Below are 21,677 nucleotides of genomic sequence, written 5' to 3' on the forward strand. Positions count from 1 at the left end.
GGCGCTAACCGGGATCGCCACTCCGCCGCAGCAGCCGGCTTGGCCCGGGCGAGTCGGGTCCGGGCCCTCGTGAGTGGTTTGTGCCGGCGCTAACCGGGATCGCCGCTCACGAGGGTCCGGACACGGCAACGGCCGCCCCGAACGTGTCGGGACGGCCGTTGCCGGAAACGGAAAGCGGACGGATCAGCGCCGCATGAAGGGCGGCACGTCCACGTCGTCGTCGGTCGGGTCGTCGTGGACCGTCGTCGGGCGGCTCGGCAGGCCGCCCGTCGCGGAGCCCGAGCCGATCGGCGAATAGCCGCGCGAGCCGCCGCCCGGTTGGGGCAGGCCGCCCGGCGGGGTGCCGGCGCCCGGCTGCGGCAGGCCGGAGGGCGGGGTCCTCGGCGGAGCCACCGGGTAGCCGGAGCTGCCCGCCGGCGGCACCGGCGTGGCCCCGGTCTGCGGCGGGGTCTGCGCGGCCGAGCCGCCGCCGACCTGGCCCGCCGCGGCGGACGCGGTGCCGTTGCCCTGTTTGCCGCCGAACGCGGGCGGGTCGAGTTTCTTGTGGGTGGGCGCGCCCGCGTCGAACCCGGCCGCGATCACCGTGACGCGGACCTCGTCGCCGAGGGAGTCGTCGATGATCGTGCCGAAGATGATGTTCGCGTCCGGGTGCGCCGATTCCTGCACGAGCGACGCGGCCTCGTTGATCTCGAACAGCCCGAGGTCCGATCCGCCCGCGATGGACAGCAGCGCGCCGTGCGCCCCGTCCATCGACGCTTCCAGCAGCGGCGAGTTGATCGCCTTCTCGGCGGCCTGTATCGCCCGTCCCTCGCCGCGTGCGGAGCCGATGCCCATCAGCGCGGAGCCCGCGCCGGACATGACGCTCTTGACGTCGGCGAAGTCCAGGTTGATGAGGCCGGGCGTGGTGATCAGGTCGGTGATGCCCTGGACACCGGAGAGCAGCACCTCGTCGGCGGAGCGGAACGCGTCCATCAGGGACACGCCGATGTCGCCGAGCTGCAGCAGCCGGTCGTTCGGGATCACGATCAGCGTGTCGCACTCGTTGCGCAGCTGCTGGATGCCCTCTTCGGCCTGCTTGCCGCGGCGTTTGCCCTCGAAGGTGAACGGGCGGGTCACCACGCCGATCGTGAGCGCGCCGAGCTTGCGGGCGATCTGCGCGACGACCGGCGCGCCGCCGGTGCCGGTGCCGCCGCCCTCGCCCGCGGTCACGAACACCATGTCGGCGCCCTTGATGACCTCTTCGATCTCCTCGCGGTGGTCCTCGGCCGCCTTCTGCCCCACCTCGGGGGCGGCTCCGGCGCCGAGTCCGCGGGTCAGTTCCCGGCCGATGTCGAGCTTGACGTCGGCGTCGGACATGAGCAGTGCCTGCGCGTCGGTGTTCACCGCGATGAACTCGACACCCTTGAGGCCGACCTCGATCATCCGGTTCACGGCGTTCACGCCGCCGCCGCCGATGCCGACGACCTTGATCACCGCAAGGTAGTTGTGCGGGGGCGTCATCGGGTCCGCCTTCCTGATCGTGATGTGCACATGCCGCCCGCCGGGGCCGGAAACCCTCAACCTCAACCCGAGAGTGAGAGTTATGTCAACCACCGGCGTCAAGGCAGGACGGTAGGCGCCGCGCAAGCTCTAATCCAGTAGCCACGCCGTGAGCGGCAAAGGTGTTTTGCCACAACGCGAAGCCGCGCGCAAGGCCGGAACCCGCCGCGAGGCCTGGCGCGCGGTCTGCTATGCGGGCACCGAAGCGACCAGCACCACGTCCTTCGACGGCTTCCCCGACGGCGACCCGCCGGCCTGCTCCACGCTCACCGCGAACTGCTGCGCACCGGCCAGCCCGTCCGCCACGACCAGCGAACCCGACGGTCCCCCGGGCAGCAGGCCGGCCGGCCGCGGCGCGAGGTCCGGGCCCATCAGCCAGGCCTCGTAGACCTGCCCGGACTGGACCGGCGGCAGCCCGGACTGCATGAACATCACGCGGTCGAGTTTCCGCGAAACCACCACCGTGCCCCCGCCCCCGCGCGGCGACGCGACGTGCGAGGTCTGGCTGTCCGGCGCGGTGAGCAATTCGGCCACCGGCAGGTAGCGTTCGCGCGCGGCGTCCAATTCGGACTGTGCGCTGTTCAGCTGGCTGCTGGTATGCAGCGCGATCCCGCCGAACACGCCGGCCAGAGCGAGCCCGACGACAGCGGCCGCGGCGGCGATGAGCATCGGCCAGCGGCGCGGTCCGCGCAGGCGCGGTTCCCCGGAACCGGTCAGCGGCGGCAGCTGGCGCGTCGTGCGCATTTCCGCCAGCACCCGGTCCTTGAGCCCGGACGGCGGCTGTTCGTCCATCGCCGCGCCGAGCCGGGCCGCGGTCTCGCTCAGTTCCCGCACTTCCTGCGCGCAGGCTTCGCATTGTTCGAGGTGACGGCGGAACTGGGCCCGCTCGACCTCCGACAGCGCGTCGAGCGCGTACGCGCCGGCCAACGTGTGCATCTCCGGACTGGTCACGCCGTCACCCCCAGGCAGTCGCGCAGCCGGATCAACCCGTCGCGCAGTCTGGTCTTGACCGTCCCCTGCGGCGTGTCCAGCACGTCGGCGACCTCGCGATAGGTGTAGCCCTGGTAGTACGCCAGCAGGACGGATTCCCGCTGCAATTCGGTGAGCGTTTTCAGGCAGCGCCGCACCTGCGAGCGTTCCAGCCGGGTCGCGACGGATTCGGCGACCTCGTCGAACGGCCGCCCGCGCGCGGCTTCGAAAGTCGCTTTCCGCTCGCGTTCGGTGCTCGCCCTCGCCGACCGGACCCGGTCGACCGCTCGGCGGTGCGCGAGCGTCATCGCCCAGTTCAGGACGCTGCCCTTCGCCGGCGAATAGCGCGTCGCGGTCTTCCACAACTCCACGAGCACCTCCTGCGCGACCTCCTCGGACTGCGCGGGGTCCCGCACGATGCGGCGGACGAGCCCGTAGACGGGACCGGCGAGCTGATCGTAGAGCCGTTCGAAGGCGCGTTCGTCCCCCTTCGCGACCAGCGCCATGAGTTCTTCGGCGCTGGTCGGCGGCACCGCGGAGAGCCGGTCCGCCGGGCGTGCGCTCTCTTCCCGTGCGCTCTCATCCATGGAGGGCTCCTGCCGTGTTCTGTCCGGTCCGGGCGACGAGCGGGGCTTTGCGCCGCCAGAGCGCGAGCCCGTGGCGGCGGATCAGCGCGGCGACGCGCTGCGGTTGCAGCGGCCTGCCCAGCAGGAAGCGCGCGAGCGTGCGGATCCCGACCGGACGGCGGACTCCTCGCAGCGTAGCGGTCAGGGCGGCGTCTCCGTCGTGCCGCAGGACGACGGTCAACGCCAGCAGCGCGTCCGGCCGCGGCAGGTGCATCCGGTACTCCCCCGCCATCTCCTGGAACGGCGACACGTAGAACTCCTTCTCCGCGTGGAGCTCCCCGAGGTCCCCGCCGGGCCCGAGCAGGTAGGCGTGGCGGCCGCCGTAGGTGTTGTGCACCTCGGCGACCACGCAGGCGAGCGCGCCGTCCGGCGTGTGGCACCAGTAGACCGTGATCGGATTGAAGACGTACCCGAGAACGCGCGCCGACGCGAGCATCGTCACCGGCCCGCCGCGCAAGTCCACCCCGCGGTGCGCGAGCCAGGCGTCCAGTTTGGACCGGATGTCGCCGGGTTCGTCGGGGCTGAAGTGGTCGCGGCCGTCGAAGCGGGCGAACGGCCGGAGCCACCACGGCAGCCGCGGCAGGTCGCCGAGATCGGTCCGCCACAGGTACATCCGGTGCGCGAAGGAGTACGGCGGGTCGGCCCGGCGGACGTGCGCGACGGTGGCGTCGTAGAGAGCGGTCACCAGGTCACCCCGAAACTGGCCGCGGCGCGGACGCCGGAGGAACAGCCGTCCTCGTGGAATCCCCAGCCTTGATAAGCACCGGCGTACGCGACGACACCGTCGTTCAATTCCGGCAGGCTTCTCTGCGCGGCAACCGATTCCGGCGTGTAGATCGGGTGTTCGTAAGACATTTTCGCGACCACCGCATCCGGATCGAGGCCCGTGCTCGGATTGAGCGTGACGGCGTACGTCGTCGCTTCGTCGAGGCCCATCAAGCGATTCAGGTCGTAAGTGACTTGGACAGCGTGCAGGTCCGCCCCGCAGCCAGGCGTCCGGTAATTCCAGGAGGACCGGGCTCCGGACGCGGTCGGCAGCACGGCGGGATCGGTGTGCAGCCAAGCTTCGTTGCGCGAGTAGCGGAAAGCACCGAGCAGCTTCTGTTCCGCCCCAGTGGGATCCGTCAGCAGCCGCAACGCTTGGTCCGCGTGCGTCGCGACCACGACTCGGTCGACCCGGTGCGCCGTATCGGCATCATCGCGCACCTCGACGCCGCGCGCGGTCCGCCGCACCGCGCGAACCGGGGTGGACAAATGCACCGCGGTCAGCTGCTTGGCCGCCCGCTCGACGTACTCTCGCGAACCGCCGACGACCGTCCGCCACGTCGGCGAATTCCGCACGGTGAGCATTCCGTGGTTGCGCAGGAATTCGAACAGGTACCGCGCCGGATACCGCATGGTGTCGGTGCGATCGGCGGACCACACCGTGGACACCAGCGGCAGCACGAAATGATCCACGAAATACCGCGAATACCCGCCGATCGCGAGGAACGCGCCGAGCGGGACGTCACCCGCTTCGGGGCGGGCCAGCAGCCGTGCGGCGTGCCGGTGGAACCGCTTCACCTCGGCCAGCATGAGCAGGTAGCGCGCGGAGGCGGCGTTGCTCCGTTGCGCGAACAGCCCGCGCACGCCTTTCGCCCCGGCGTACTGCAGGCCGCAGCCGTCGCAGCGGATGCTCATCGACATCTCGGTGTCGCGAGTGCGGACGCCGAGTTCGCCGAACAGCCGCAGCAGCGTCGGGTAGGTGCGCTCGTTGTGGACGAGGAACCCGGAATCGACGGCGACCGTCCCGCCGTGCGCGCTCGGCACGTCGTGGGTGTGGGCGTGGCCGCCGAGCCGGTCGTCGGCCTCGAACAGCAGAACCTCGTAGCGGCGCTGCAGCAGGTACGCGGCGGTGAGGCCGGCGACCCCGCTGCCGATGACAGCGATGCGTTGTCCCGTGGTGTGGTGCACGGAGAGGATTCGGAGCCGGCCCCGGCACGGATGGGTACCAATCCGCGCGGCTGCCGGCTCCGAATCCCCCGCATGCCGAAATCCGCAGCCCACCGACTCGCCGACTTCGCCGAACGCGTCCTCGGCGGCCCGCTGCCGGTCGCCGTCCGCACCTGGGACGGGCACCAGGCCGGGCCAGCCGGGCCGACCGTCGTCCTGAAAAACCGCCGCGCGCTGCGCTGGCTGCTGTACTCGCCTGGCGAACTCGGCCTGGCCCGGGCTTACGTCTCCGGCGACCTGGACGTCGAAGGCGACCTCACCGAGGGTTTCCGCCGCGCCTGGGCTTACCGGCCGCAGCTGTCCGCACGAGACTTCGGCGAGGCCGTCCGCCTGGCCGCCCGGCTCGGGGTGTTCGGCCTGCCGCCGAAACCGCCCGCCGAGGAAGCCCGGCTGCGCGGGAAGCTGCACACCCTCGGCCGGGACCGCTCCGCGATCTCGCACCACTACGACCTGTCGAACGCCTTCTATCAGCTGCTCATGGACGATTCGATGGCGTACTCCTCGGGCTACTGGTCCGAGAACGCCGATCTCGCGCGCGCCCAGCACGACAAACTCGAGCTGATCTGCCGCAAACTCGGCCTGCGGCCAGGCATGCGCCTCCTCGACGTCGGCTGCGGCTGGGGTTCCCTGCTCGTGCACGCGGCGAAGCACCACGGGGTCGAGGCCGTCGGCGTCACCATCTCCGCCGAGCAGGTGCAGCACGTCAAAACCCGGCTGACACAGCACGATCTGGACGACCGCGTCGAGGTCCGCCGGCAGGACTACCGGGAACTCGCCGGAGAGTCCTTCGACGCCGTAGCCTCCATCGAAATGGGCGAACACGTCGGCGAGGAGAACTACCCGGCCTACGCCGGCACGCTCTGCCGGATGCTCAAGCCCACCGGACGCCTGCTGCTGCAGCAGATGTCGCGCGGAGCGGTCGCACCCGGCGGCGGCGCGTTCATCGAGCGCTACATCGCCCCCGACATGACCATGCGCCCGCTCAGCCGCACCCTCGGCCACCTCGAAACCGCGGGCTTCGAAATCCGCGACGTGCACGCGTTGCGCGAGCACTACGTCCCGACGGTCCGAGCCTGGGCCGACACCCTGGAGCGGCACTGGGACGAGGCCGTCGCGCTGATCGGCGAGGCAGGCGCCCGCGTCTGGCGGCTTTATCTGGCCGGCGGCGCACTCGCCTTCGAGGAGAACCGCATGGGCGTCGACCAGATCCTCGCGGTGCGCCCGGACGCGACCGGCCGCACCGCGATGCCGTGGACGAGGGAGTGGGCATGATCGCGCTGCTCGGCCTCACCGCCGGAGTCACCCTGGTCGCGGTGACCCTGACCTTCGGCATCGCTCGTCTGCGGCGCCGCTACGACACCATCGACACCTTCTGGGGCTTAGGTTTCGCCCTCGTCGCCGTGGTCTCGTTCCCCTTCGGCTCGGGCCCGCTCGCCCTGCGCCTGACGACTGCCGCGCTCACCGTCGTCTGGGGCGTGCGCCTGGCCGTCCACCTGCACCTGCGCAACCGCGGCAAGCCGGAAGACCCGCGCTACCAGCAGATCGCCGAACGCGCCGGCCCGAACCCCGGCGCCCGGATCTTCGTGCGGACCTACCTGATGCAGGCCGTGGTCCTGTGGTTCGTCTCGCTGCCGGTGCAATTCGCCATGTCCGGCACGGGTTTCGGCGTCACCGCCTGGCTCGGCGTGGCGGGGTGGCTGGTCGGCTTCGTCTTCGAAACCGTCGGCGACGAGCAGCTCCGCCGCTTCCGCGCGAACCCGGCCAACCGGGGCCGAGTCCTCGACACCGGCCTCTGGCGCTACACCCGCCACCCGAACTACTTCGGCGACGCCTGCGTCTGGTGGGGCCTCTACCTGCTGGCGTGCTCGACGTGGCCCGGCGCGGCGACGATCCTGTCCCCGGTCGCGATGACCTTCACCCTCGCCCGCGGCACCGGCAAGCCCATGCTGGAGAAAGGCATGCGGCAAACTCGCCCGGGCTACGCCGACTACATCGCCCGCACCAGCGGTTTCCTCCCGCTGCCCCCGAAAAAGCTCACTCCCCGATGAGCTCCCGCACCAACTCGAGATGCCGCGAGGTCTCCTTCACCAGGTACTCAACGACCGCCCCCACCGTCACCAGCCGATCGTCCGCGAACCCCACCGGATCGTCCAACGACCGCTCCGCCAGGGCCTCGCGACACATCTCGACGTTGTCCCGGTAAGCGTTGCGCACCTCCTCGATCGGCAGGTCGAGGCCCACCTCGAACGCGGCGTCCCGGCCCGCTTCCAGCCGCTCGGCCCACCGCTGCGGCTGCCCGGTGACGACGACGTCGTGCAGCGTGTTCTCCACCAGCGCGAGATGCCACACAATCCCGGCAGCGGTCATCAGCTCGCCGGGCCAATGGGCCTGCTCGTCGGTGAGTTCGGAGCATTTCCACGCCACGGTCGCGCGCAGCAGTTCGAGGTCGTCGACCAGCTGCGCGCGATCGAGGCTCACTCCCCGGTGAGACCGTCGGTCAGCTCGCGCAGCAGGTCAAGATGCCCGAGATGGCGCGCGGTCTCCTCGATCATGTGCGTGACGACCCACCGCACCGTGAGCGGTTTGTCCCCCTTGAACAGCACTGTGTCGTCGAACCCCCTCGCCGCGACGACCGCACGGCACTTCTCGGTCTCAGCCTCGTAGTCGGCGATCAACTGCGTCATCGGCAACTCCAGCGCGAGCCGGAACTCGGCGTCCCGATCGATCTCGAGCCGATCCGCCCACTCGTCCGGCTGCCCGTCGAGCACGACGCGGAACCAGTAGTTCTCCACGAGCGTGAGATGGCACAGCAGCCCGGCGATCGTGGTCAACTCGCTGGGCACGTGCGTCTGGCGGGCCTGCTCGTCGGTGAGCCCGGAGCATTTCCACACGACGCTGGCGCGCAGGAAGTCGAGGAAGCCGGCGAGCTGGGTGCGCTCGTCCCCCGCCATCGGCGGATCGGGACGTTCAGGAGCATCGGTCACGCCTAGTAGTCTGCCGCACCCGGCCACTCTTTTCAGGGATTTAGCTTGCACGCAATGTAATTGCACACTACCTTCATGGGGTACCTATCCCTCGACCGCCACAAGGAGACAGCGATGCCCAGCCGCGACGCGACCACCCACTGGACCGGCGGACTGCAGAAAGGCAAGGGCGAGGTCACCCTCGACTCGTCGAACCTGGGCACCTACGAGGTGTCCTTCCCGACCCGGGCGGGCGATCCGGACGGGCGGACCAGCCCCGAGGAGCTCATCGCCGCCGCCCACTCGAGCTGCCTGGCGATGAACCTGTCCGGCGTGCTGGAGTCCCAGAAACTGGAAGCCGAGTACATCGACGTCTCCGCCGAGGTGACCCTCGGCCCGGCCGACGGCGGCGGCTTCGAAATCAGCGGCATCGCCATCACCCTGCGCGCGAAACTGGACGGCGTCACCGCGGACCAGTTCGCCGAGCTGGCCAAGACCGCCGAACGAACCTGCCCGGTCTCCAAGGCCCTCTCCGGCACCACCATCACCCTGGACGCCGCACTCGCCTGACCCCCGCGTTCCGTGCGGGGAACCCTCGGGGACTCTGACTCCTCGGGGTTCCCCTCACGACCCGCGATCGACCGGGACGGCGCGGTTTTGTCGGTGCTCGGGCCTACTGTGCGGATCATGCAAAGACATGTCGACGAGGACCTGCACGACGCGGAATTCCGCGAGTGCGATCTGACCGGAGCGCGCCTGATCGGCGTGGTCATGCAGGACGCAGTGATCGACGGGCTCGTCTCCAACCTCGTGGTGAACGGCGTCGAAGTCAGCCAGTACGTAGAGGCCGAACTGGACCGCCGCCACCCCGTGCGCGTCCTGATCCGTTCCGATGACCTCGCCGACCTGCGCGAGGCGGCCCGCCGGCTCCACGCGGACTGGACCGCGACGATCGAGCGAATCCGCCGCACTCCCGGCATCGAACACCGCTCCGCGAACGACGAATGGTCGGCCGCGCAAACACTGCGCCACCTGGTCTTCGTCCACGACTCCTGGTTCCGCCGCTGCTGCCTGGGCTCGACAGCGCACTTCACCCCCATGGGCATCGGCCCCACCGTCGAGCCCTACCGCGAAGCACACGGACTGGACCTCTCGCTGAACCCGTCCCTGGACGAAATCGTGAACGTGCGCAACGCCCAAGCCGCCGAACTAGCGGCCTGGCTCAACACGGTCGCCCCGGACCAACTAGCCGCACAAGCCCCAGTCCCCGACGACGACGTTTGGCCGCCCTACGCACGAGGCCGCACAGTACGCCAATGCCTGGGCACAGTCCTCAACGAAACCTTCGAACACCACGGTTTCTGCACGCGAGACCTTACCCTCATCGAAAACGCGGACTAAACACACACAAACCGCAGCCGGTGCACCCAACCCACAGGGCAGCCACACCTCCCCGCCCCCGATACGAAGCCAAAAACACGGCGCGGGGGTGCTTGTCAAGGCATCTTTCCCGCCTAGACAAGCACCCCCGCGCCGTAGTCACACTGAAAAATCGGGCGCCCGTCTCACCACCCGACCGCAATGTCGCCGCCAGGCGACGAGCCGACCTACTTCACTCAGGAAAACGCCGCAACATTAACCTTGGCCCACTCCGCGAACGAAACCCCCGGCCGCCCGAGCAATTCCTCCACCACCCCGGTAGGCACCTGCGGCTCCCGATCAGTAACCTCGAAATTCTCCAGCAACCAAGAAGCAACCCCCTCCGGATACCCAGCCCCGACCCACTCGGCAACCTGCTCCTCCGGAGTCAGCTCCACAAACGGCAACGCTTTCCCCAACGCATCCCCAATAGCCGCCGCCATCTTCTCCAGAGAAATCCCCTCCGGCCCGCTCAGCTCGTAAACCCGCCCCACATGTCCCTCAGTGCTGAGCACATGAGCGGCCACCGCGGCAATGTCCCCCAAATCAATAGGCGTCTGAGCAGCCCCAGGATAAACCGACCGAACCTCCCCCTTCTCCCGGATACAAGACGCCCACCCCAAGGAATTCATCATAAACGCCCCAGGCCGCAAAAACGTCCACTCGAATCCCGCACCGCGGACAGCGGCCTCGACCGCAGCGAACCCATGCCCGCTGGACATCGGATGCGCATCCCCCACGCTGGACCCGGACAACGCGACCACCCGCCGAATCCCAGCCCCCGCGGCCAGCTCGCAAAACCGCGAAACAGTCCGCGCATAAGGCGCCAAATAGACCGCCTCGACGCCCTCCAGCGCCGCAGGCAACGCAGAAGGCTTGGCCAGCGATCCGACTACCACCTCAACCCCGTCCGGCAGCGCCGCCCGCTCGGGATCCACTGTCAACGCCCGCACCGGCACCCCGCGCGCCACCAGCTCGTCAACCACCAGCCGTCCGACGTTGCCGGTCGCACCCGTCACCAGAACCGTCATGCCCCCACCTTCTCGTATGGCGTACGAACACAACGAGCGTACGCCATACGAGAACTCCGCGCCACGAAACCCGGGACACCCGGCCGGCACAGGGCCTAAGACGTGATAGTCGGCAGCTCCGGCGCGGAAACGTCGTAGATCTTCCCCTGCTGCGTCAGCAACGCAGCCAGCACCTTCGCCTTGCGATCGGTGTTCTCCGCGTTCCCCCACCGCACGGTCTTGCCGGTGGACAGCGTGAACTCCACGCTCGCCGGGGTCTGCGCAGTGACCGTCTTCGTCTGCTTCAGCAGTTGCTCCGGCAGCACCCCGAGCACAGCAGTGACCGCGCGGGTGACCGGATCGTCCACCGACACCTTCGGCAGCTTCAGCTCGGGCAACCCGACCGGCCGCGTCTTCACCGTCTTGAACACGACCCCGCCGCCGTCCACGAGATGCACCCCGTCGCCGCCGGGACCGCTGTCGAAGAACGCGATCGCGGTCCGTTCGGTCACCGCGATCTCCAGCGTCGTCGGCCACGACCGGGACACGTCGACGGTCGCGATGCCCGGCATCTGGGCCACCCGGTCGCGGATCCCGTCGACGTCCGCGCGCAGCATAGGCTGCCCCGGCGGCACCGCGGCGGTCGCGCGGATCTGGTCCGCCGACACGGTTTTGGCGCCCTGCACCTCGATCGTCTTCACCGCGAGCAGCGAGCTGAAGAACAGCAGGTACCCGAGCGCGACCAGGGTGACCACGGTCAGCAGCGCCACCCAGCGACGGCGGATCTCCTTGCCGCGCGTGGGCCGGGACTTCCGCGCGGCAGCCCGCGTCGAGCGGCCCGACCGCGCGGAGGTGCGGGCGCGGGTGCGCTGGCGTTCCTCCTCGGTCCGCCGCCCGCGTCGTTCCCGGGCCAGGGCAGCACGCTGCTCCTCGCCCGCACGAGGCGCGGGCGAGCGACGGCGCTGCCGGGTCCCGGTCATGCCCCCGCGGCCCTCCGGTCCAGTTCGGCCAGGATCTCCGGGCCGAGCTGCGTCACGTCGCCCGCGCCCATGGTGATCGCGAGGTCGCCCGGCCGGACGAGATCCGCGACCAGGCCGGCGGCCACGTCGAAGGCGGGCTGGTAGTGCACGGCAGCGGTCACCCGGTCGGCGATCAGCGCGCCGGTCACGCCCGGCACCGGCTCCTCGCGCGCGCCGAACACGTCGAGCACCACGACCTCGTCGGCCAGCGACAACGCTTCGGCGAACTCAGCGGCGAAAGTCTGCGTGCGCGAGTACAGGTGCGGCTGGAACACCACGACGACCCGTCCGCTGCCCGCCGCCGTGCGCACCGCGCGCAGCTGCGCGGCCACCTCGGTCGGATGGTGCGCGTAGTCGTCGTACACCCGGACGTCGCCCGCACGGCCCTTGAACTCGAACCGGCGGCGCACCCCGCCGAACGCGGCGAGTCCGGCGGCCATGCCGTCCAGCGGCGCGCCGAGTTCGAGCCCGGCGAGCAGCGCGGCGACCGCGTTGAGCGCCATGTGCTCGCCCGGCACCGCGACCCGCAGGTCGTGTTCTTCGCCGTCCAGCGCGATCCGCACGACGCCGCCGTCCGGCGCGGGCGTGTAGCCGACCACGCGCACGTCGCCGACGCCGGAAGCCGCACGGCCGTAGCGACGCACTCGCACGCCGGCCGCGACGGCCTCGTCGCCCAGCCGGGCCGCGCCCTCGTCGTCCGCGCACACGATCAGCAGCCCGCCCGGCTCGATCTGGCCGACGAAGTCGCTGAACACCTTCACGTACGCCTCGGCGGTGCCGTGGTGGTCGAGGTGATCGGGCTCGACGTTCGTCACCACCGCGACCGACGGCGTGTAGGTGAGGAAGGAGCCGTCGCTCTCGTCGGCTTCCGCGACGAACACGCCGCCCTCGCCGTGGTGCGCGTTGGCCCCGGACTCGTTGAGGTCGCCGCCGATCGCGAACGACGGGTCCATCCGGCAGTTCTGCAGCGCCACGGTGAGCATCGACGTGGTCGACGTCTTGCCGTGCGTTCCCGCGATGCACGCGACGCGGTGCCCGGCCATCAGCCCGGCCAGCGCCTGCGCGCGGTGCAGCACCGGGATGCCGCGTTCGCGGGCCGCCGCGAGCTCCGGATTCGTCTCCTTGATCGCGGTCGACACCACGACGGCCGACGGCGGTTCGGCCAGTTCGGCGAGGTTGTCCGCGGTCTGGCCGACGAACAGCGTCGCGCCCTGCGCGCGCAGCGAAAGCAGCGCACGCGATTCCTTGGCGTCCGACCCGGACACGGCCGCGCCGCGGGCGAGCAGGATACGCGCGATGCCGGACATCCCGGCCCCGCCGATCCCGATCAGGTGCGCCCGGCGCAGCTGCGCGGGCAGTTCGGGCGTGTCAGGCACCGGCGGCCTCCAAAACGATGCGGGCGAGGGTCTCGTCGGCCTCGCGGTGGCCGAGCCCGACCGCGGCCGCGCTCATCGCGGCGACCCGGTCGGCGTCGGTGACCAGCGGGATCACCAGTTCGGCGACCTTCTCCGCGGTGAGGTCGCCGTCGGCGACCATCAGCGCCGCGCCCGCGTCGACCGCGGGCTGGGCGTTGACCGCCTGCTCGCCGTTGCCGTGCGGCAGCGGCACGAACACCGCGGGCAGCCCGACCGCGGACACCTCGGCCGCGGTCATCGCGCCGGACCGGCACACCACCGCGTCCGCCGCGGCGTAGGCCAGGTCCATCCGCTCCAGGTACGGCACCGGCACGTACGGCGGACGACCGGGGAACTCTTGCACCACAAGGGAATTCTTCGGCCCGTGGGCGTGCAGCACGCCCACGCCCGCCTCGGCGAAGTCCTTCGCCGCGCCGGAAACCGCCGAGTTGATCGACGCCGCGCCCTGCGAACCGCCGAACACCAGCAGCGTCGGCGCGTCCGGGTCCAGCTCGAAGAACTCGCGGGCCTCGGCGCGCAGCGCGGCCCGGTCCAGCGACGTGATCGAGCGGCGCAGCGGAATGCCGACCACCTCGGCCTTCGGCAGCGGCGTGCCCGGCACCGCGACCGCGACGCGCGACGCGAACCGGGCGCCGACCTTGTTGGCCAGCCCGGCCGACTTGTTCGCCTCGTGCACCACGATCGGCGTGCGGCCGCGCGCGGCGAGGTACGCCGGAAGCGCGACGTAGCCGCCGAAGCCGACCACGACGTCCGCGTGCACCCGGTCGAGCACCTCGCGGGTGCGGCGGACCGAATCGCGCACCTTCAGCGGCAGCCGGAGCAGCTCCGGCGTCGGCTTGCGCGGCATCGGCACCGGCGGGATCAGCTCCAGCGGGTACCCGCGCGCGGGCACGAGCTTGTTCTCCAGGCCGCGTTCCGTGCCGAGCGCGACGACCTCGGCGTCCGGGCGCAGCCGCTTCACGGCGTCCGCCAGCGCGAGCGCGGGCTCGATGTGCCCGGCGGTGCCCCCGCCTGCGACCACGACGACCGGCGCCCGGCCCGCTGCCGACCGCTCGGTTCCCTTGACGGGCTTGCTCACCAATGACCTCTCCGGTTCGCGGTGCTCCGGGCACCGCGGTTCGCTGTAGTCCGCCGCGCCGACCGGCGGCGTTCCTGTGCCGGTGCGGGCCGGGCCGCACGCGGCGCCGGCCGGGCCGCCTTCGTCCCGGTCCCCGCGGCGCGCGTTCCCTTGCGGGAGGACGGCGGGCGGTACGGATCGGGCGCGGGCAGCCGCAGCAGGCGTCCGAATTTACCCGGCCCGTGCGAGCGCAGCGCGGCCACCGCCTCGGGTTCGTGCCGCGCGGCGTTGGCCAGCACGCCCATGATGAGCATGGTGATCACGAGCGAGGTGCCGCCGTAGGAGATCAGCGGCAGCGTGACGCCGGTGACCGGCAGCAGCCCCACCACGTAGCCGATGTTGATGGCCGCCTGCGCGACGAGGAACACCGTCAGCGTTCCCGCGACGATCCTGATCCACGGGTCGATGTTGCGGGTGGCGATGCGCAGGCCGACCACGGCCACGCCGGCGAACAGCGCCAGCACGACCGCGCAGCCTACGAAGCCGAGTTCCTCGCCGATCAGGGCGAAGATGAAGTCGTTCTGCACGTTCGGCAGATAGCCCCAGTTCGACGCGCCCTGCCCGAGCCCCTTGCCGAAGAGGCCGCCGTCGGCGAGGGCCAGCTTGGCCTGGTTCGCCTGGAACCCCTCGGCCGAGGTGTCCGCGTCCGGCGACAGGAACGACATCACCCGCGCGAGCCGGTAGGGCGCGATGATCGCCAGCACCAGCACGCCGCTCAGGCCGCCCGCCAGGATCACCCCGAAGAGCCGTTTCGGCGCGCCGGCGAACCACAGCAGGCCGAGCAGCACCACCGCGAGCGTGATCGTGCCGCCGAGGTCGGGCTGCAGCATCACCAGCGCGAACATCAGCAGCGCCACCGGCACCACCGGGACCAGCAGATGCCGCCACTGGTGCAGCACGTTGTACTTGATCACCAGGATGTGCGCGCCCCAGAAGGCCAGCGCCACCTTCGCCGCCTCGACCGGCTGGAAGGTGAACACGCCGAGCTTGAACCAGCCCTGCGAACCGTTCACCGTCGACCCGAGCGGCGTCAGCACCAGCATCAGCAGGCCGAGGCAGATCACCGTCATCGTCGCCGACATCCGGCGGATCCGCTCGAGCCGCACCCGCAGGCCGACCCAGAACACGATCCCGCCGAGCGCGACGAACATCAGGTGCCGGAAGAACAGCGCGTACACGCCGCTGCCGGTCTTCGGGTTGTAGGAGGCCACCGACGACGCGGACAGCACCATCACCGCGCCGATCACGGTGAGGATGCCGGTCAGCGCGAGGACCAGGTGGAACGACGCCAGCGGCCGGGACAGCCAGGCGGTCAGCGCGGTGCGGAGCGCGACGAACGGGCTTTCCTTGCGGACGCGCCGCGGCCGGGGCTTGTCTCCGTCAACGACTGTCATCCGCCGCCCCCGCCGCGCCGTCGGCCAGCGCACGCACCGCGGCTTCGAACGCGTCGCCGCGCGCTCCGTAGCCGCCGAACATGTCCAGCGAGGCGGCGGCGGGCGCGAGAAGCACCACGTCACCAGGACGAGCCAGGGCGCTGGCCGCATTCACCGCCGCAGTCATGGGCTCATCGTCACCCGGAAGGAGGCGGTTGCACGGGACATCCGGCGCGTGTCGCGCGAGAGCGGTTTCGATCACCGGGGAATCGACGCCCAGCAGGACGGCCGCGCGCAACCGGCCGCCGACCGCGGCGACCAGATCGTCCACCGACGCGCCCTTGAGCTGCCCGCCCGCGATCCAGACCACGCTTTCGTGCGCGAGCAGCGAGCCGAGCGCGGCGTGCGGGTTGGTGGCCTTCGAGTCGTTGACGTAGCGGATTCCGCCGATCTCGGCGACCTCGACCGCGCGGTGCGGCGCGGGTTCGTATGCGCGCAGCCCTTTTCGCACCGCCGCGGGCGACACGCCGTGCGCGCGGGCCAGCGCGGCCGCGGCGAGTGCGTTCGCGAGGTTGTGCGGGCCGGCCGGGCGGACGTCGGCGATCTCGGCCAGTTCGTCCGCGCTCGTCTCCGGGTCCGCCCCGAAAGCGCGGTCCACCAGCAGGTCTTCGACCAGGCCCAGTTCCCCGGCGCGCGGGGTGTCGAGCACGAAGCCGATCCGCCGGGCGCCATCGGGCGCGTGGGCCTCGGCGATCCGCACGGACCACGGGTCGTCGACGTTGTGCACGACGGCGCGCGAACGCTCGTGCACGCGGCCCTTCGCGGCGGCGTACTCCTCCATCGAACCGTGCCAGTCGAGGTGGTCCTCGGCGAGGTTCAGCACCACCGACGCGTCCGGCGCGATCGTGGACGACCAGTGCAGCTGGAAGCTCGACAGCTCGACGGCCAGCACCTGGTGCCCGCCGCGGACCGCGTCCAGCACCGGGTAGCCGACATTGCCGCAGGCCACCGCGTCCGCGCCGGCCGCGCGCAGGATCGACTCCAGCATCCCGACCGTGGTCGTCTTGCCGTTCGTCCCGGTGATGACCAGCCACGCGGGCGGATGCTCGCGCAGCTGCCCGATCCGCCAGGCCAGCTCGACGTCGCCGATCACCTCGACGCCCGCCTCGGCCGCCGCGACCAGCAGCGGAGACGTCGGCCGCCAGCCGGGGCTGGTCACCACGAGCGCGGTGTCCGCAGGCGGTTCGGTCAGGCCCGGCGCCAGCTCGGCGTCCAGGTCCTTCAGCTCGGCGAGCCGGTCGGCGTTGCCGTCGGTGACCGTGACCCGCGCGCCCAGCTCGCGGAGCACGGGAACGACCGACTTCCCGGTGACGCCCGCGCCCGCGACGAGAACGTGTTTGCCGTCAAGCTGCAAGGCTCAGCCTCCGAAGTTGAGCTGCTCGCTGTAGAACAGCCCGAGCCCGAACATGCAGCAGATCGCCGAGAGCAGCCAGAACCGGATGATCACCGTGGTTTCCGCCCACCCGGCGAGCTCGAAGTGGTGGTGGAAGGGCGCCATCCGGAACAGCCTCCGCCGCGTCGTGCGGAAGACCGCGATCTGGGTGACCACCGAGATCATCTCGACCATGAACAGGCCGCCGATGACGATGGCGAGCAGTTCGGTGCGGGTGGTCATGGACAGCCCGGCGACCAGGCCGCCGAGGGCGAGCGACCCGGTGTCGCCCATGAAGATCTTCGCCGGAGCCGCGTTCCACCACAGGAACCCGATGCAGGCCCCGGTGGCCGCGGCCGCGACGACCGCGAGGTCGAGCGGGTCGCGCACGTCGTAGCAGGCCGGGAGCGGCTGGGTCGAGCAGGAAAGCCGGGCCTGCCAGAACGAGATGACCACGTACGTCGCGAGCACCATCGCCGCCGCGCCGCCCGCCAGGCCGTCCAGGCCGTCGGTGAAGTTCACCGCGTTCGACCAGCCGGAGATGACGATGTAGCAGAAGATCACGAACACGACCGACGGGAACGTGATCAGCGCCAGGTCGCGGACGTAGGACAGGCTCTGCGACGCCGGGGTCAGCCCCTGCGCGTCCTTGAACTGCAGCGACAGCACCGCGAACAGGATCGTGACCACGAGCTGGCCGACCAGCTTCGCGGTCTTGTTCAGCCCGAGGTTGCGCTGCTTGCGGATCTTGATGAAGTCGTCGAGGAAGCCGACCACGCCGAGCCCGACCGCGAGCATCAGCACGAGCAGGCCGGACGCCGAGGGCGCGGCCGAGCGCGAGTTGCCGATCCAGGTGATCAGGTGCGCGACGAAGTAGCCGACGACCATCGCGATGATGATCGCGACGCCGCCCATGGTCGGCGTGCCGCGCTTCGACTTGTGCCCCTGCGGGCCTTCCTCGCGGATCTCCTGGCCGAAGCCCTGCCGCGAGAAGACCCGGATGAGGTAGGGCGTGAGCAGGATCGAGACCAGCAGACCCGCCGCGGCCGCGATCATGATGTTGATCACGCGTGACCACCGTTCGAGCGTTCGGAGTTCGAGGAGGGGGAGTTCCCGGGGTCGGCCAGCAGCGCTTCGGCCACCCGCCAGAGACCGGCGGCCTTGGACGCCTTGACCAGCACCACGTCCCCGGGACGGAGCTGATCATGCAGCACGGCGACCGCGGCCTCGACATCGGGTACCAGCACCGACTCCTCGCCCCAGGAACCCTCCTGGAACGCGCCCTGGTGCATGGCGGCCGCGTCCTGGCCGACCACGACGAGCTTCTCGATGTTGAGCCGCACGACGAGGCGGCCGATCGAGTCGTGCGCGGTCACCGAGTCCTCGCCCAGCTCGCCCATCACGCCGAGCACCGCCCACGCGCGACGGCCGGAGCGGCTCATCGACGCCAGCGCCTTCAGCCCGGCCCGGACCGATTCCGGGTTGGCGTTGTACGAGTCGTTGAGGATCGTGACGCCGTCCGCGCGGGTGGTGACCTCCATCCGCCGCTCCGAGCGCCGCTGCAGCGAAGACAGCCGCTGCGCGATCTCCTCGACGGTCGCGCCGAGCTCGCGGGCGATGGCGGCGGCCGACAGCGCGTTGCCGACGTGGTGCTCGCCGTGCAGCGGCAGCGTCACCTGGGCCTCGCCCTCGGGCGTGATCAGCCGGAAGGACGGGCGGGCCTCGTCGTCGACCGTGATGTCCGCGGCCCGGACCTGCGCCCCGGCCGACTCCCCCACGCCCACGACGCGGGCCTTCGTGCGGCTCGCCATGGCGGCGACCAGCGGGTCGTCGAAGTTGAGAACCGCCAGCCCGCCGTGTTCTTCGCCGGGAAGCGCCTCGACCAGCTCGCCCTTCGCCTTCGCGATGCCCTCGCGCGAGCCGAACTCGCCGACGTGCGCGCTGCCGACGTTGAGCACCGCGCCGATCCGCGGCGGCGTCGTCTCGGCGGCCGCGGCGATGTGCCCGACCCCGCGCGCGGACATCTCCAGCACGAGGAACTTCGTCGACGCGTCGGCGCGCAGCGCGGTCCACGGATGGCCCAGCTCGCTGTTGAACGACCCGGGCGGCGCGACCGTCGGGCCCATCGGCTCGATCAGCTGCGCGATGACGTCCTTGGTCGAGGTCTTGCCGGACGAGCCGGTGACGCCGATGACGGTCAGCCCGCCCGCCGCCAGCCGGTCGACGACGTGCCGGGCCAGCTTGGCCAGCGCGGCCAGCACGGCGGCTCCGGAACCGTCGGTGTCGCCGGTCAGCGCGACCGACCCGGCGTTGCCCTGCCCCGGCGGCAGCGGCGGCACGACGATCGCCGGGGCGTCGACCTCCCGCGCGGCCAGCACGCCGGCCGCGCCCGCCTCGACCGCCTTCGCGGCGAAATCGTGCCCGTCGACGCGTTCGCCGGGCAGCGCGAGGAACAGCCCGCCGGGGCCGAGCTCGCGGGTGTCGAATTCGACGCTGCCGGTCACGACAGCGGATCCGTCGGTGCGGTGCAGCCGGCCGCCGACGACGTCGGCGATCTCGGCCAGGCTCAGCTCGATCACGCGGTCACCTCGAGACGCTTGCGGATGGCGGCCTCCAGTTCGTCCCGGTCGGAGAACGGGTGCACCACACCCTGGACCTCCTGGCCGGTCTCGTGGCCCTTGCCTGCGATCAGCACGATGTCCCCCGGCCGGGCGAGCGACACCGCGGACGCGATCGCCTCGCGCCGGTCGCCGATCTCCACGACCTCGCCGCCCGCGGCGGGCCCGACCGCGCGGGCCCCGGCCATCATCGCGGCGCGGATCGCGGCCGGGTCCTCCGAACGCGGATTGTCGTCGGTGACGATCAGCAGATCGCTGCGGCGCACCGCGGCCTCGCCCATCATCGGGCGCTTCGCGGTGTCGCGGTCGCCGCCGCAGCCGAGCACGGTGATGATCCGGCCGTCGGTGCGGGCGCGCAGCGCGTCGAGGCCCTGCGCCACCGCGGCCGGTTTGTGCGCGTAGTCGACCACCGCGGTGAACTCCTGGCCGAGGTACACCCGCTCCATCCGGCCGGGCACCTCCACCGCGGCGAGCCCGGCGACGATGTCGTCGGCGTCGATGCCCGCGCTGTCCAGGATCGCCGCCGCGAGGACCGCGTTGGCGACGTTGAACGTGCCCGGCAGCGGGATCTTCGCCGCGCGGCTGAGCCCGTCCGGCCCGAGCAGGGTGAAGGTCTGCTCCCCCGCCGGGGTCGCCTCGATGTCGGCGGCCCGCCACAGCGCGTCGGCGCCGGCCTCGATCGAGACGGTCACCGTCTGCGGCGTGAGCAGCGCCTGCCCCCACGCGCTGTCGACCACGACGACCTCGGTGGTCGAGCGGCCGTCGAACAGCAGGGACTTGGCGGCGAAGTACTCCTCCATGTCCTTGTGGAAATCGAGGTGGTCCTGCGACAGGTTGGTGAACGCGCCCACCGCGAACCGGGTGCCGTTGACCCGGCCGAGCGCCAGCGCGTGGCTGGACACCTCCATCGGCACGTGCGTGACGCCGCGCTCCAGCATCACCGCGAGCAGCGCCTGCAGGTCCGGGGCCTCCGGCGTGGTGAACCCGCTGGCGAGGCGCTCGCCGGCGATCCGGGTCTCCACCGTGCCGATCAGGCCGGTGGTCCGCCCGGCGGCGCGCAGGCCCGAGTCGACCAGGTAGGAGGTGGTGGTCTTGCCGGACGTGCCGGTGACGCCGAGGACGGACAGGCTCAGCGACGGCTCGCCGTAGATCCACGCGGCGATCTCGCCGAGCGCGGCGCGCGGGTCCGGGTGCACGAGGACCGGCACCGGCGCGTCGCGCAGCGCGGGCCGGTCGGCTCCGCTCGGGTCGGTCAGGACGGCCGCGGCTCCGGCGGCGAGGGCCTGGTCGCTGAAGTCGGCTCCGTGCGCGCGGGCTCCGGGCAGGCCGGCGAACAGGTCACCGGGGAGCACGTGCTGCGCACGCAGCGTGGTGCCGGTGACGGTGAGGTCGGCGGCCTCGGGACGGTCGGCGATGAGCCGGGCTCCCGCACGGGCGAGCAGAGTGGCCAGCGGGACCGGGTCGATCCGGGCCGGGCGGGGCGGGGCTGCGGCTGCCTTGGCCGGGCTGTCCGGCAGCGACGCGGCAGCGGGCCCGCTTCGGGGCTGGGACGAGGACACGGACACGCCGGAGAGGTTACCGAGGCCGGATCCGGGTGACCCAACGCGGTACGGCGAACGCGCGCCGCCGCCGCGCGTGTGGTAAGCGGAGCAGTCAAGATCGTTGCGGCGCAACCCTTTCCCTGGCACTGCACCGGCCCGTGTGGACAATGCCCGGCCCCGCCGCGAGGTGGCATTGGGTGCGTCCCACGCACCCAATGCGGCGTCCGGTGCGTCACATGCACCCAATGCCACATTGGGGGTTTCCTCAGTGGCACCTTGCGGCGGGCCGGACGCAGGGCGGTAAGCCTCGCAAGTGCCTGGCGAGGCGCGGGTGAAGCCATCCCCGGCCGATGCCCGCCGGTCCGGCCGGTGAGCACCGTACGTGAGGGGAACCCTGCGGGAAGCAGAGTCGATGAGGGGAACCCACACGCACGTCGGCGGAGGCGGAGCCGGGCGTTGCCGCAGAGAGGCCGCACACCACAGCTGCACGCCACAGCTACTGAGAAAACCTCGACGGGGTCTTGTCCGCCCCAGCCTCGCGCGGCTCTTCTCCCGCAGAAGTACGTGAAGGGCCCCTTGAGGGAATCTGATTCCCTCAAGGGGCCCTTCACGGACATTCTCGCACGCGGAGCGTGCTGCGCAGC

Annotated in this window: 20 protein-coding genes; 4 read left to right on the plus strand and 16 right to left on the minus strand. The window is 71.2% G+C overall.

Annotated features, from left to right (window positions below):
* Positions 1-183: 183 nt before the first annotated feature.
* The 5 genes from ftsZ to H4281_RS24985 all read right to left on the minus strand — a co-directional run bounded on the left by ftsZ (position 184) and on the right by H4281_RS24985 (position 5,087).
* Positions 184-1,500, minus strand: a complete 1,317-nt coding sequence (gene ftsZ / locus H4281_RS24965) for a cell division protein FtsZ (RefSeq protein WP_182893358.1) — start codon at positions 1,498-1,500, stop codon at positions 184-186.
* 228 nt (positions 1,501-1,728) lie between these two features.
* Positions 1,729-2,490 carry an anti-sigma factor gene (locus H4281_RS24970; protein ID WP_182893359.1) on the minus strand — a complete coding sequence of 254 codons (762 nt, stop codon included), beginning with the start codon at positions 2,488-2,490 and terminating at the stop codon, positions 1,729-1,731.
* On the minus strand, positions 2,487-3,095 hold the full coding sequence (gene sigK / locus H4281_RS24975; RefSeq protein WP_182893360.1) for an ECF RNA polymerase sigma factor SigK: 609 nt from the start codon (positions 3,093-3,095) through the stop codon (positions 2,487-2,489). The genes H4281_RS24970 and sigK overlap by 4 nt, the downstream gene beginning before the upstream one ends.
* Positions 3,088-3,822: a DUF1365 domain-containing protein gene (locus H4281_RS24980; RefSeq protein ID WP_182893485.1), complete on the minus strand. Its 735-nt coding sequence runs from the start codon at positions 3,820-3,822 to the stop codon at positions 3,088-3,090. The genes sigK and H4281_RS24980 overlap by 8 nt, the downstream gene beginning before the upstream one ends.
* On the minus strand, positions 3,816-5,087 hold the full coding sequence (locus H4281_RS24985) for an NAD(P)/FAD-dependent oxidoreductase (RefSeq protein ID WP_182893361.1): 1,272 nt from the start codon (positions 5,085-5,087) through the stop codon (positions 3,816-3,818). The genes H4281_RS24980 and H4281_RS24985 overlap by 7 nt, the downstream gene beginning before the upstream one ends.
* 72 nt (positions 5,088-5,159) lie before the next feature.
* Between H4281_RS24985 and H4281_RS24990 the strand changes: the two genes are divergently transcribed.
* Both H4281_RS24990 and H4281_RS24995 read left to right on the plus strand, forming a co-directional pair.
* Positions 5,160-6,398, plus strand: coding sequence for an SAM-dependent methyltransferase (locus H4281_RS24990; protein ID WP_182893362.1), 1,239 nt, complete (start codon positions 5,160-5,162; stop codon positions 6,396-6,398).
* Positions 6,395-7,174 (plus strand): DUF1295 domain-containing protein, encoded by a 780-nt coding sequence (locus H4281_RS24995; RefSeq protein ID WP_182893363.1) that lies wholly within the window; start codon positions 6,395-6,397, stop codon positions 7,172-7,174. The genes H4281_RS24990 and H4281_RS24995 overlap by 4 nt, the downstream gene beginning before the upstream one ends.
* Here H4281_RS24995 and H4281_RS25000 read toward each other — a convergent pair.
* Positions 7,161-7,604: a mycothiol transferase gene (locus H4281_RS25000; RefSeq protein WP_182893364.1), complete on the minus strand. Its 444-nt coding sequence runs from the start codon at positions 7,602-7,604 to the stop codon at positions 7,161-7,163. The two genes, H4281_RS24995 and H4281_RS25000, sit on opposite strands and share 14 nt — an antisense overlap.
* Positions 7,601-8,110, minus strand: a complete 510-nt coding sequence (locus tag H4281_RS25005) for a DinB family protein (RefSeq protein ID WP_182893365.1) — start codon at positions 8,108-8,110, stop codon at positions 7,601-7,603. Before H4281_RS25005 ends, H4281_RS25000 begins: the two co-directional genes overlap by 4 nt.
* Before the next feature lie 114 nt (positions 8,111-8,224).
* Here H4281_RS25005 and H4281_RS25010 point away from each other — a divergent pair, with 114 nt between their 5' ends.
* Positions 8,225-8,659: an OsmC family peroxiredoxin gene (locus H4281_RS25010; protein ID WP_182893486.1), complete on the plus strand. Its 435-nt coding sequence runs from the start codon at positions 8,225-8,227 to the stop codon at positions 8,657-8,659.
* Positions 8,660-8,776: 117 nt separating this feature from the next.
* Positions 8,777-9,490, plus strand: a complete 714-nt coding sequence (locus H4281_RS25015; RefSeq protein WP_182893366.1) for a DinB family protein — start codon at positions 8,777-8,779, stop codon at positions 9,488-9,490.
* A gap of 215 nt (positions 9,491-9,705) precedes the next feature.
* Here the strand turns inward: H4281_RS25015 and H4281_RS25020 are convergent, their stop codons facing one another.
* From H4281_RS25020 to H4281_RS25060, 9 genes are all read right to left on the minus strand, one after another.
* Positions 9,706-10,539, minus strand: a complete 834-nt coding sequence (locus H4281_RS25020) for an NAD(P)H-binding protein (protein WP_182893367.1) — start codon at positions 10,537-10,539, stop codon at positions 9,706-9,708.
* 95 nt (positions 10,540-10,634) lie between these two features.
* A complete protein-coding gene (locus tag H4281_RS25025) occupies positions 10,635-11,498 on the minus strand; it encodes a cell division protein FtsQ/DivIB (protein ID WP_182893368.1) in 864 nt (287 codons plus the stop codon).
* Positions 11,495-12,913 carry a UDP-N-acetylmuramate--L-alanine ligase gene (gene murC, locus H4281_RS25030; RefSeq protein ID WP_182893369.1) on the minus strand — a complete coding sequence of 473 codons (1,419 nt, stop codon included), beginning with the start codon at positions 12,911-12,913 and terminating at the stop codon, positions 11,495-11,497. Before murC ends, H4281_RS25025 begins: the two co-directional genes overlap by 4 nt.
* The gene (gene murG / locus H4281_RS25035; RefSeq protein ID WP_182893370.1) at positions 12,906-14,030 is read right to left on the minus strand and encodes an undecaprenyldiphospho-muramoylpentapeptide beta-N-acetylglucosaminyltransferase; all 1,125 of its coding nucleotides are present in this window, start codon (positions 14,028-14,030) and stop codon (positions 12,906-12,908) included. The genes murC and murG overlap by 8 nt, the downstream gene beginning before the upstream one ends.
* Positions 14,027-15,463 carry a putative lipid II flippase FtsW gene (ftsW, locus tag H4281_RS25040; protein ID WP_182893371.1) on the minus strand — a complete coding sequence of 479 codons (1,437 nt, stop codon included), beginning with the start codon at positions 15,461-15,463 and terminating at the stop codon, positions 14,027-14,029. The genes murG and ftsW overlap by 4 nt, the downstream gene beginning before the upstream one ends.
* Positions 15,450-16,856, minus strand: a complete 1,407-nt coding sequence (gene murD / locus H4281_RS25045) for a UDP-N-acetylmuramoyl-L-alanine--D-glutamate ligase (protein WP_182893372.1) — start codon at positions 16,854-16,856, stop codon at positions 15,450-15,452. Before murD ends, ftsW begins: the two co-directional genes overlap by 14 nt.
* Positions 16,857-16,859: 3 nt before the next feature.
* Positions 16,860-17,942 carry a phospho-N-acetylmuramoyl-pentapeptide-transferase gene (mraY, locus tag H4281_RS25050; RefSeq protein ID WP_037812444.1) on the minus strand — a complete coding sequence of 361 codons (1,083 nt, stop codon included), beginning with the start codon at positions 17,940-17,942 and terminating at the stop codon, positions 16,860-16,862.
* Positions 17,939-19,453 carry a UDP-N-acetylmuramoyl-tripeptide--D-alanyl-D-alanine ligase gene (locus tag H4281_RS25055; RefSeq protein ID WP_182893373.1) on the minus strand — a complete coding sequence of 505 codons (1,515 nt, stop codon included), beginning with the start codon at positions 19,451-19,453 and terminating at the stop codon, positions 17,939-17,941. The genes mraY and H4281_RS25055 overlap by 4 nt, the downstream gene beginning before the upstream one ends.
* Entirely contained in the window at positions 19,450-21,009 is a 1,560-nt protein-coding gene (locus H4281_RS25060; RefSeq protein ID WP_182893487.1) for a UDP-N-acetylmuramoyl-L-alanyl-D-glutamate--2,6-diaminopimelate ligase, read from the minus strand. Before H4281_RS25060 ends, H4281_RS25055 begins: the two co-directional genes overlap by 4 nt.
* Between the last annotated feature and the right edge of the window lie 668 nt (positions 21,010-21,677).

It is taken from the genome of Amycolatopsis dendrobii, assembly GCF_014145675.1.
GTDB lineage: Bacteria > Actinomycetota > Actinomycetes > Mycobacteriales > Pseudonocardiaceae > Amycolatopsis > Amycolatopsis dendrobii.